Raw genomic sequence first — 11,486 nt, 5'->3', positions numbered from 1 at the left:
GCAGGAGGTAGGGCGACGCAGGATGCCAAAGCCGAGGGGCCGGGGGTGAGGGGCTTTACCTCAGAGCACCGCCTTCGGATATGACCCCAGCACCTTCAGTGCCACGGCCTCCTGGGCAAGTTTTTCCAGCACATCCTTGATCAGCGGATCGCGGTGATGGCCAACGAAATCGATGAAGAACACGTAGGTCCACTTGCCACTGCGCGAAGGGCGAGTCTCGATGCGCGTCAGGTCGATGCCGTTGTTGTGGAACGGCACCAGCAACTCATGCAGCGCGCCCGGCTTGTTGCGCATGGAGACGATGATCGAGGTCTTGTCGTCGCCCGTCGGCGGCACTTCCTGGCTGCCAATGATAAGGAAGCGCGTGGAGTTGTCCGGGCGATCCTCGATCTTCTCGGCCAGCTTGGTCAGGCCATACAGATTGGCTGCCATGTCACCGGCAATCGCCGCACTGTTCCACTCGCTCTTGACCCGCTTGGCCGCGTCGGCGTTGCTGGAAACAGCCACGCGCTCGACATTCGGGTAGTGCGCATCCAGCCACTTGCGGCACTGCGCCAGCGACTGGGCATGGGAGTAGATGCGGGTGATCTTGTCGGTCTTGGTGGTTTCACCGACCAGCAGGTGATGGTGAATGCGCAGCTCGACTTCGCCGCAGATCACCATGTCGTGCTCGAGGAAGCTGTCGAGGGTGTGGTTGATCGCACCTTCGGTGGAGTTCTCCACCGGCACCACGCCGAAGTTGACCGCGCCGGCAGCCACTTCGCGGAACACTTCGTCGATGGCGGCCATTGGCACGCTGATCACCGCGTGGCCGAAGTGCTTCATCGCCGCTGCCTGGCTGAAGGTGCCTTCAGGGCCGAGATAAGCGACTTTCAGCGGATTTTCCAGAGCCAGGCAGGAGGACATGATCTCGCGGAACAACCGCGCCATTTCCTCGTTGCCCAACGGCCCTCTGTTGCGCTCCATCACGCGTTTGAGCACCTGAGCTTCGCGCTCGGGGCGATAGAAGACCGGCGATTCGCCTTCCTTCAACTCCTTCATCTTCACGCGGGCGACTTCTTCGGCGCAGCGCGCGCGGTCGCTGATCAGCTCGAGAATGCGCTCGTCGAGGTTGTCGATGCGTACCCGCAGCGCTTGCAGTTCCTGCTCGGAGATTACATCCGTCATTAGGCATGCTCCTTCTCGAACTCGGCCATGTAGGCCACCAAAGCCTCGACCGCATCCATACCCACGGCGTTGTAGATGGAGGCGCGCATGCCACCGACCGAGCGATGCCCTTTCAGGTTAAGCAGGCCGCGCTCATCGGCACCAGCGAGGAAGGCCTTGTCCAGCTTCTCGTCAGCCAGGCGGAACGGCACGTTCATCCAGGAACGCGCGTTGTGGGCGATGGGGTTGCTGTAGAAATCGCTGTCGTCGATGGCCTTGTACAGCAGGTCCTTCTTGGCGCGGTTGATGCGCTCCATGGCCTCTACGCCGCCCTGCTCCTTCAGCCACTGGAAGACCAGGCCGGAGAGGTACCAGGAATAGGTCGCCGGGGTGTTGTACATCGAACCGTTGTCGGCGGAGATCTTGTAGTCGAGCATGGTCGGGCAGCTGGAACGGGCGCGACCGAGCAGGTCTTCACGAACGATCACCACCACCAGGCCGCTCGGGCCGATGTTCTTCTGCGCACCGGCGTAGATCAGGCCGAACTGCGAAACATCCAGCGAACGCGAGAGGATGTCCGAGGACATATCGGCGACCAACGGGGTATCGCCGATCTGCGGCACCCAGTCGAACTGCAGACCACCGATGGTCTCGTTGCTGCAGTAATGCACGTAGGCAGCGTCTTTCGACAACTGCCAGTCGTTCTGACCGGGAATGGCGAAGTAGTCGTGCGCCTTGGCACTGGCAGCCACGTTGATGGCGCCGTAGCGACGCGCCTCTTCGATGGCCTTCTTCGACCAGATGCCGGTGTCGACGTAGTCGGCCACGCCATCTTCCGGCAGCAGGTTCAACGGAATCTCGGCGAACTGCTGGCTGGCACCGCCCTGCAGGAACAGCACCTTGTAGTCATTGGGCACAGCGAGCAGATCACGCAGATCCTGCTCGGCCTGGCTGGCGATGGCCACGTACTCGTCACTGCGATGGCTCATCTCCATCACCGAGAGGCCCTTGCCTTGCCAGTCGAGCATCTCGGCCTGGGCACGTTGCAGTACAGCGGTCGGCAGCGCGGCCGGGCCGGCGCAGAAGTTAAAAGCTCGCTTGCTCACGTCTGTCTCTCTCAAGATCGATGCCTACAAGGCCCAGCCACGCAAGGCCTTTGAATATCCTGCGGCGTCATGCAGGAGCCGGAGAGGCCTGGGCCTCACCGACGATCTAGCTGATCGCCCGCAAGCGGGCTCCTACAGTGACGACCCTCAGCGCGTTATTCCTCGCTGCCTTCCTCGGCGTCGGCGGCTGGTGCATCGGCGCTTTCGGCGACTTCAGCGCCCTCTTCGCCTTCGACCAGTTCGTCCTCTTCCACCACAGTCGGCTCCTGCACACGCTCCAGGCCAACCAGGGTCTCGTCCTTGGCCAGCTTGATCAGGGTCACGCCCTGAGTGTTACGACCGGAGCTGGAGACTTCGTCGACACGGGTACGCACCAGGGTGCCCTGATCGGAAATCAGCATGATTTCCTCGCCGTCCTGCACCTGGATGGCGCCGACCAGCTTGCCGTTACGCTCGCTGGTGACCATGGCAATAACGCCCTGGCCGCCACGACCGCGACGCGGGAACTTGCCCAGAGCGGTGCGCTTGCCGAAGCCTCGTTCGGAGGCAGTGAGAATCTGCGCGCCGGGCTCCGGAATCAGCATGGAGATCAGTTGCTGATCCTTGCCCAGGCGCATACCGCGTACACCACGGGCGGTACGGCCCATGGTACGCACTTTGCTTTCGGCGAAGCGCAGCACCTTGCCGGCATCGGAGAACAGCATGACTTCCTTGGCACCGTCAGTGATGGCGGCGGCGATCAGGGTGTCGCCCTCTTCCAGCTTCAGGGCGATCAGACCGGCGCTGCGCGGACGGCTGAACTGCACCAGCGGGGTTTTCTTAACGGTACCGAAGGCGGTGGCCATGAAGATGTAGGCGCCGGTCGGTTCGGCGACCAGTTCGGGGGTTTCGCCCTCGACTTCTTCGACTTCCTCGGCCTCGACCACCTCGGTGGCTTCGCCCTCGATCACTACGCCTTCGTCATCAAGATCTTCGTCTGCGCCGGCGCTCTGCTGCAGCGCTTCGAGGTCGATCTGCAGCATCGCGGTGATGCGCTCGCCCTCGTCCAGCGGCAGCAGGTTGACCAGCGGACGACCACGCGCAGCACGCGAGGCCTCGGGGATTTCGAAGGTACGCAGCCAGTACACCTTACCCTTGCTGGAGAACAGCAGCAGGGTCGCGTGGCTGTTGGCGACCAGCAGGTGCTCGACGTAGTCCTCGTCCTTCACACCAGTGGCCGATTTGCCCTTGCCACCGCGACGCTGCGCCTCGTAGGCCGCCAGCGGCTGGCTCTTGGCGTAGCCGCCGTGGGAAATGGTGACGACGCGCTCTTCTTCGGTGATCAGGTCGGCGATGGTCAGATCCAGACGCGAGGCGACGATCTCGGTACGACGCTTGTCGCCGAACTCGGCCTTGACCTTCTCCAGCTCCTCGCGGATGACTTCCATCAGGCGCTCGGGGTTGGTCAGGATGCGGATCAGCTCGCCGATCAGGCCAAGAATTTCCTGGTACTCGGCCAGCAGCTTCTCGTGCTCCAGGCCGGTCAGGCGGTGCAGGCGCAATTCGAGAATGGCCTGAGCCTGTTCCGGCGACAGGTAGTACTTGCCGTCACGCAGGCCGAACTGTGCATCCAGACCTTCAGGACGGCAGGAGTCGGCACCGGCGCGCTCGACCATGGCCTCCACGGCGGACGATTCCCAGGCGGTGGCAATCAGGCGCTCCTTGGCCTCAGCCGGCGTCGGCGAAGCCTTGATCAGCTCGATCACCGGATCGATGTTGGACAGTGCAACGGCCTGACCTTCGAGGATATGGCCACGCTCGCGAGCCTTGCGCAACTCGTAGACGGTACGCCGGGTCACCACTTCACGGCGGTGACGGATGAACACCTCAAGCATGTCCTTGAGGTTCATGATCTTCGGCTGACCGTCGACCAGCGCCACGACGTTGATGCCGAATACGCTCTGCATCTGGGTCTGGGCGTACAGGTTGTTCAGCACCACGTCCGGCACTTCGCCGCGACGCAGTTCGATCACCACGCGCATACCGTCCTTGTCGGACTCGTCGCGCAGCTCGGTGATGCCTTCGATCTTCTTCTCTTTGACCAGCTCGGCGATCTTCTCGATCAGACGCGCCTTGTTCAGCTGATACGGCAGCTCGGTGACCACCAGCTGCTGGCGACCGCCGACCTTGTCGATGTCCTCGACCTCGACCCGGGCACGCACGTAGATGCGGCCACGGCCGGTACGGTAGGCCTCGATGATGCCGGCACGGCCGTTGATGATGCCCGCAGTGGGGAAATCAGGGCCGGGGATGTACTGCATCAGGTCATCGACGGTCAGCTCGGCGTTGTCCATCAGCGCCAGGCAGCCGTCGATTACCTCAGTGAGGTTGTGCGGCGGGATGTTGGTGGCCATGCCCACGGCGATACCGCTGGAGCCGTTGACCAGCAGGTTCGGCACCTTGGTCGGCATGACAGCAGGGATCTGCTCGGTGCCGTCGTAGTTGGGCACCCAGTCGACGGTTTCCTTGTCCAGGTCGGCCAGCAGCTCGTGCGCCAGTTTGGTCATGCGCACTTCGGTGTATCGCATGGCCGCGGCGTTGTCGCCGTCAACCGAACCGAAGTTGCCCTGGCCGTCCACCAGCAGGTAGCGCAGGGAGAAGTCCTGCGCCATACGCACGATGGTGTCGTACACCGCGGTGTCGCCGTGCGGGTGGTATTTACCGATCACGTCACCGACCACACGGGCGGATTTCTTGTAGGGCTTGTTCCAGTCGTTGCCCAGCTCGCTCATGGCATAGAGCACACGGCGGTGTACCGGCTTCAAGCCATCGCGCGCATCCGGCAGCGCACGCCCGACGATCACGCTCATCGCGTAGTCGAGGTAGGACTGTTTCAGCTCGTCTTCGATATTGACCGGGAGGATTTCTTTGGCCAGTTCGCCCATGAGAAGCCTGGTTCCTTTTTCTGGTGAAACTCCGCGTCATTCTTCCTGAACGCCATGGAGCTCGTCGCGATAGCCTCAGGCCATCAGCGACTCACGACAAATCAACGAGTTATGTCACGATTCGATGCAGTGAAGGAGGCTGCAGTCAGCCCCCTTGAAAACTGCCGGAGATTACCACAAAGCGCGCCACACACCTACCCCGAGCCCCCTCATGGAGAAGCGGAGCAAACGAGACGGAAACAGGCGAAACGACCAACATGCTGGGGCTGTCGCACAGCCAATGAAAGCAAAGACTTCGCCCCGGGGCGGGGCTCCTACGCCGAACCACCGAACACCGCAATCTGTGTAGGAGCCGCGCCCCGCGGCGAATGGCGGCCATTCCACGGCAGCCGCGCCGTAAGAAAGCCGCAAGAGCAAAAGCTTCGCCCCGGGACGGGGCTCCTACGCCAAGCCATCGGGTACCGCAATCTGTGTAGGAGCCGCGCCCCGCGGCGAATGGCGGCCATTCCACGACATCCGCGCCGTAAGAAAGCCGCAAGAGCAAAAGCTTCGCCCCGGGGCGGGGCTCCTACGCCGAACCACCGAACACCACAATCTGTGTAGGAGCCGCGCCCCGCGGCGAATCGCGGCCGTTCCACGACATCCGCGCCGTAAGAAAGCCGCAAGAGCAAAAGCTTCGCCCCGGGGCAGGGCTCCTACAGGGAGTAAGCCGCGCCTGATCAGCTCAGTGCAGGCGCTTGCGACACATCAGCTGCGCCAGCTTGGCGCTATCTGGACGTTCGATCACGCCCTTCTCGGTCACGATGTAGTCGACCAGGTCAGCCGGCGTCACATCGAACACCGGATTGACGGCATGCACATCGGCCGCGACCCGATGCCCCGCCACCTCCAGCAACTCAAGGCCATCGCGTTCCTCGAGCAGGATGTCCTCGCCACTTTCCAGATTCATGTCGATGGTCGAACTGGGCGCCACCACCATCAGCCGCACGCCGTGGTGCATGGCGTTGACCGCCAGCTGATAAGTGCCGATCTTGTTGGCCACATCACCGTTGGCGGTGATGCGATCAGCGCCGACAATGACCCAGGTGATGCCCTTGGTCTTCATCAGGTGAGCCGCCGCTGCATCGGCATTGAGCGTGACCGGCACGCCGTCACCCGCCAATTCCCAGGCCGTCAATCGCGCACCCTGTAGCCAGGGGCGGGTTTCATCGACATAAACCTGCTCGACCAAACCCTCCAGATACGCCGCGCGGATCACCCCGAGCGCCGTACCAAAGCCGCCGGTCGCCAGCGCACCGGCATTGCAGTGCGTCAGCAGCACTTGCGGATTGCCCTGATGCTTGCGAATCAGCTCCATGCCCAACTGCGCCATGGTCAGGTTGGCCTCACGGTCGCTGAGGTGAATCCCCACCGCCTCAGCCTCCAGCAGCGCCAGGATGTCGTCGCCATCCTTGAGTCTTGCAAGGCGTTCACGCATGCGCTGCAGAGCCCAGAACAGGTTTACCGCAGTCGGGCGCGAGCGCTCGAGATAGGCAAAATCGGCCTCCAACGCCTCACGCCAGTCACCACCGTCTTGTAGACGAGTACGGACACTCAGCACCAGCCCATAGGCAGCAGCAATGCCAATAGCCGGCGCCCCACGCACCACCATGTCGCGAATCGCATCGGCCACCTCGACGGCAGAGTCGAAACGCAGCCAGGTCTGCTGATGCGGCAGCAGGCGCTGATCGAGCAGGTACAACGCACCATCGCGCCACTCGATTGCCTGAACCTTCTCCACCGCCAGCAATTGCTCGCGCATCGCGCACTCCATCTGTCACCGCCAAAAAATCGCGGATTATACGCAGACCAACTGGCACCAGCCGAACTATCCGGCACGCCCCACGACTTCAAGCTGCGTGCGTTCATCTATACACTGGAGACCTTCCCTGCATCGATCAAGCCAGACGGACGCCCTCATGCCCGAATCTCCTCTCGACCTGTTGCTCCTGCCCACCTGGCTGGTGCCCGTGGAACCAGCCGGGGTGGTGCTACGCGATCATGGCCTGGGAATCCGCGACGGGCAGATCGCACTGATCGCGCCACGTGCCGAGGCACTGCGCCACCCAGTAAAGGAGGTGCGCGAACTGCCTCAGTGCCTGCTCGCCCCCGGCCTGATCAACGCCCATGGCCACGCAGCAATGTCCCTGCTGCGCGGCATTGCCGACGACCTGCCACTGATGACCTGGCTGCACGAACATATCTGGCCCGCCGAGGGTAAGTGGGTCGATGAGGATTTCGTCCGCGATGGCACCGATCTGGCCATCGCCGAACAGATCAAGGGCGGCATCAGTTGCTTCTCCGATATGTACTTCTACCCGCAGACCGCCGCCGAACGCGTGCACAACGCCGGCATGCGCGCACAGATCACCGTTCCCGTGCTGGACTTCCCGGTACCCGGCGCACTCAATGCCGCCGAAGCCCTACGCACGGGCCTGCAACTGTTCGATGACCTCAAGCAGCACCCTCGCATCCGCATCGCTTTCGGCCCCCACGCGCCCTACACGGTCAGCGACGACAAGCTGGAACAGATTCGCGTACTGGCTGACGAGCTGGATGCCGGCATTCATATGCACGTGCACGAAACCGCCCAGGAAGTAGCCGAAGCCGTCGCCAAGCACGGCGAACGCCCACTGGCTCGCCTGGCCCGCCTCGGCCTGCTCGGCCCGCGCTTCCAGGCCGTGCACATGACGCAGATCGATGACGAGGATCTGGCACTGCTGGTGGAGCACAACTGCAGCATCGTGCACTGCCCTGAATCCAACCTCAAACTGGCCAGCGGCTTCTGTCCGGTCGAGCGCCTATGGCAGGCTGGCGTCAACGTCGCCATCGGCACCGATGGCGCCGCCAGCAACAACGATCTCGACCTGCTCGGCGAAACCCGTACCGCCGCCCTGCTGGCCAAGGCCGTCGCCGGCTCGGCCACCGCCCTGAACGCTCACAGCGCCTTGCGCATGGCTACCTTGAATGGCGCTCGCGCACTGGGACTGGAAACACAGACCGGTTCGCTGGAGCTGGGCAAGCTGGCCGACGTGGTCGCCTTCGACCTTTCCGGCCTGGCTCAGCAACCGATCTACGACCCGGTATCGCAGCTGATCTACGCCAGCGGCCGCGACTGCGTGAAGCATTTGTGGGTTGGCGGCAAGCAACTGTTGGAAGACGGCCGCCTGAAGCGCATGGACGAAAGCGAGCTGATCGCCAAGGCCAGGGAATGGGGAGCCAGAATTGCCAGCAAGTAACACTGCTTATCCTCCCCTCTCCCGCTTGCGGGAGAGGGGCTGGGGGAGAGGGCCAGGAAACACCGAGCTATTCGCCTGGCCCTCTCCCCAACCCTCTCCCACAAATGGGAGAGGGGGCAGACCGAGTATCAACGAAATAAATGAGCAGCGGATAAACCTTGGGCGCGACAACATTCCCAAACCACTGCGACAAACTGACATACATTGAACGAATCCGCGCCGCCCCACGCCCGTTCTTAAACTGGCAACATAGCGGCGATACGCTTTCCATGCTTTGAATAGAGATGCTTATGAGCAACGTCGACCGCGCCGAAATCGCCAAATTCGAGGCCCTGGCACACCGCTGGTGGGACCGCGAAAGCGAGTTCAAACCTCTGCACGATATCAACCCGCTGCGGGTCAACTGGATCGACGAGCGCGTCGGCCTGGCCGGCAAGCGCGTACTGGACGTCGGTTGTGGCGGCGGCATCCTCAGTGAAGCCATGGCCCAGCGCGGCGCAACGGTGATGGGCATCGACATGGGCGAAGCGCCACTGTCGGTCGCCCAGCTGCACCAGCTGGAGTCCGGCGTCGAAGTCGACTATCGGCAGATCACCGCCGAGGCACTGGCAGAAGAAATGCCGGAGCAGTTCGACGTTGTCACCTGCCTGGAAATGCTCGAGCACGTGCCCGATCCCTCCTCGGTCATCCGTGCCTGCCACAGGCTGGTAAAACCGGGCGGCCAGGTGTTCTTCTCCACCATCAACCGCAACCCCAAGGCGTACCTGTTCGCGGTGATCGGCGCCGAATACATCCTGCGCCTGCTGCCGCGTGGCACCCACGACTTCAAGAAATTCATCCGTCCGTCCGAGCTCGGCGCCTGGAGCCGCGCAGCCGGGCTGGAGGTCAAGGACATCATCGGCCTGACCTACAACCCGCTGACCAAGCACTACAAGCTGGAGGCGGACGTTGACGTCAACTACATGATCCAGACGCTGAGGAAAGACTGATGCGTTTGCGCGCTGTACTGTTCGACATGGACGGCACCCTGCTCGACTCGGCGCCGGACTTCATCGCCATCACCCAGGCCATGCGCGCCACTCGCGGCCTGCCGCCACTGGCAGACAAGGCCATACGTGACCAGGTATCCGGCGGCGCTCGCGCCATGGTCGCCTGCGCTTTCGATGAAGACCCCGACTCGGCCGCGTTCGAAGCCCTGCGCCAGGAGTTCCTGGAGCGCTACCAGGAACACTGCGTAGTCCTCACCCGCCCGTTCGACGGCATCGAAGCCCTGCTCGACGACATCGAGCAGGCGCGCCTGTTGTGGGGCGTCGCCACCAACAAACCGGTGCGTTATGCCGAGCCGATCATGCAGGGTCTGAATCTGGCCGAGCGCTCGGCAGTGCTGGTCTGCCCCGACCACGTCGAGAAGAGCAAACCCGCGCCGGACATGCTGCTGCTCGCCTGCCAGCAGATGGGCGTCAAACCCGAGGAAGTGCTGTTCATCGGCGACGACGCGCGCGACATCGAATCCGGCCGCGCCGCCGGCTGCCGCACGGCAGCGGTGACCTATGGCTATATCCACCCCGAGGACAACCCACGCAACTGGGGCGCCGATGTGGTCGTGGATCACCCCCAGGAACTGCGTGCGGTGCTCGATCGCGCCCTGTGCAGTTGCTGATCGCGCAGGCCGCCATTCTCCAATTTGGCGGGTTTCACCCGCCCTACCCTCAAGAGTTCTCCGAAGGATTCTCACATGTTCGACTACACCGCCCGCCCAGACCTGCTCAAGGATCGCGTCATCCTGATCACCGGTGCCGGCCGCGGTATTGGCGCCGCCGCAGCCAAGAGCTTCGCCGCCCATGGCGCGACGGTGCTGCTGCTGGGCAAGACCGAGGCCAACCTGAGCCAGGTTTATGACGAGATCGAGGCGGCCGGCCACCCGCAACCGGTGGTGATCCCCTTCAACCTGGAAACCGCCCTGCCGCACCAGTACGACGAACTGGCGGTGATGATCGAGAACGAGTTCGGCCGCCTCGATGGCCTGCTGCACAATGCCTCGATCCTCGGCCCGCGCACGCCGCTGGAGCAGCTTTCCGGCGACAACTTCATGCGTGTCATGCACGTCAACGTCAACGCCATGTTCATGCTCAGCAGCACCCTGCTGCCGCTGCTGAAACTGTCGCAGGACGCCTCCGTCGCCTTCACCTCCAGCAGCGTCGGTCGCAAGGGCCGCGCCTACTGGGGCGCCTACGCGGTATCGAAATTCGCCACCGAGGGCCTGATGCAGGTCATGGCTGACGAGCTGGGCGGCATCGCCAACGTGCGTGCCAACAGCATCAACCCGGGCGCGACTCGCACCGCCATGCGCGCCCAGGCCTATCCCGGGGAAAACCCGGCGACCCGCCCACTGCCGGAAGAGATCATGCCGCTCTACCTCTACCTGATGGGCCCGGACAGCAAGGGCATCAACGGCCAGGCGTTCGACGCCCAGTGATTACCGACCATGGCCCGCTGCCAGTCAGCGAGCCATGGCACGACAAAAATCCACCGCCGTCCTTGCCAAGCGGCAGCACATTGCCAGCATCGCCGTCAGACAACCGGCAACCCCTTGCCGATTCTTCGGCTTCGGCTTCGGCTTCGCTTGGCGCAGCGGCCGCTTCGATCAGCTCTTCGACCTCGTTGAACATGGCCAACTGCGGTGAGTCGGCATCTTCAGGGCTGCGCTCGGACTTGGGCGAGAACAGCTTGTGGCGCAGCAAGGCGACCTGTTCTTGAAGTTGTTCTATGCGAGCATCTTTCGCCGCCGCCTGTTCACTGGCCAGCAGCAGTAAATGCTTGAGCAGGATTGGGTCGTCAGGAAGGGATTCGGGCACGGCGATCATGGCCGTGGATTTATACCGGCTCAGGTTACGAAGCGCGGCGTCAGTATCTGGTGCGGACGGTTACGCCACAGGTCGATACCGTCGAGCAGCCAGTTCAGTTCGTCGACCGTCAGTTCGATGGCCTCGTCACCGGCATCGGGTTTGGTCTTGAAACGCTCGGCTTCCAGT

8 protein-coding genes and 1 pseudogene are annotated in these 11,486 nt (G+C 63.0%); 4 read left to right on the top strand and 5 right to left on the bottom strand.

Annotated features, from left to right (window positions below):
* Window positions 1-60: 60 nt before the first annotated feature.
* The 4 genes from pheA to mtnA form a co-directional block, all read right to left on the bottom strand.
* Window positions 61-1,155 (bottom strand): prephenate dehydratase, encoded by a 1,095-nt coding sequence (pheA, locus tag N5J71_RS21475; RefSeq protein WP_072424705.1) that lies wholly within the window; start codon window positions 1,153-1,155, stop codon window positions 61-63.
* 11 nt (window positions 1,156-1,166) lie between these two features.
* Window positions 1,167-2,252, bottom strand: coding sequence for a 3-phosphoserine/phosphohydroxythreonine transaminase (gene serC, locus N5J71_RS21470; RefSeq protein ID WP_279917618.1), 1,086 nt, complete (start codon window positions 2,250-2,252; stop codon window positions 1,167-1,169).
* Window positions 2,253-2,407: 155 nt separating this feature from the next.
* The gene (gyrA, locus tag N5J71_RS21465; RefSeq protein WP_279917617.1) at window positions 2,408-5,176 is read right to left on the bottom strand and encodes a DNA gyrase subunit A; all 2,769 of its coding nucleotides are present in this window, start codon (window positions 5,174-5,176) and stop codon (window positions 2,408-2,410) included.
* 724 nt (window positions 5,177-5,900) lie between these two features.
* Window positions 5,901-6,977, bottom strand: a complete 1,077-nt coding sequence (gene mtnA / locus N5J71_RS21460; RefSeq protein ID WP_206409188.1) for an S-methyl-5-thioribose-1-phosphate isomerase — start codon at window positions 6,975-6,977, stop codon at window positions 5,901-5,903.
* A gap of 157 nt (window positions 6,978-7,134) precedes the next feature.
* Between mtnA and N5J71_RS21455 the strand changes: the two genes are divergently transcribed.
* The 4 genes from N5J71_RS21455 (at window position 7,135) to N5J71_RS21440 (ending at window position 10,930) form a co-directional block, all read left to right on the top strand.
* Window positions 7,135-8,454, top strand: coding sequence for a TRZ/ATZ family hydrolase (locus tag N5J71_RS21455; RefSeq protein WP_279917616.1), 1,320 nt, complete (start codon window positions 7,135-7,137; stop codon window positions 8,452-8,454).
* 290 nt (window positions 8,455-8,744) lie between these two features.
* Entirely contained in the window at window positions 8,745-9,443 is a 699-nt protein-coding gene (ubiG, locus tag N5J71_RS21450; protein WP_017677368.1) for a bifunctional 2-polyprenyl-6-hydroxyphenol methylase/3-demethylubiquinol 3-O-methyltransferase UbiG, read from the top strand.
* On the top strand, window positions 9,443-10,114 hold the full coding sequence (gene mupP / locus N5J71_RS21445) for an N-acetylmuramic acid 6-phosphate phosphatase MupP (protein ID WP_279917615.1): 672 nt from the start codon (window positions 9,443-9,445) through the stop codon (window positions 10,112-10,114). Before ubiG ends, mupP begins: the two co-directional genes overlap by 1 nt.
* A 75-nt stretch (window positions 10,115-10,189) precedes the next feature.
* Complete coding sequence (locus tag N5J71_RS21440) at window positions 10,190-10,930, top strand: YciK family oxidoreductase (RefSeq protein WP_279917614.1); 741 nt, start codon at window positions 10,190-10,192, stop codon at window positions 10,928-10,930.
* 121 nt (window positions 10,931-11,051) lie between these two features.
* On the opposite strand, the pseudogene N5J71_RS21435 reads toward N5J71_RS21440, so the two are convergent.
* A pseudogene (locus N5J71_RS21435) lies at window positions 11,052-11,318 on the bottom strand (IS66 family transposase); the annotation flags it as partial.
* Between the last annotated feature and the right edge of the window lie 168 nt (window positions 11,319-11,486).

It is taken from the genome of Ectopseudomonas oleovorans (assembly GCF_029845265.1).
Classification (GTDB): domain Bacteria; phylum Pseudomonadota; class Gammaproteobacteria; order Pseudomonadales; family Pseudomonadaceae; genus Aquipseudomonas; species Aquipseudomonas oleovorans.
Note: the sequence above shows the minus strand (reverse complement) of the source record. Positions and strands in the feature narration are given on the sequence as shown.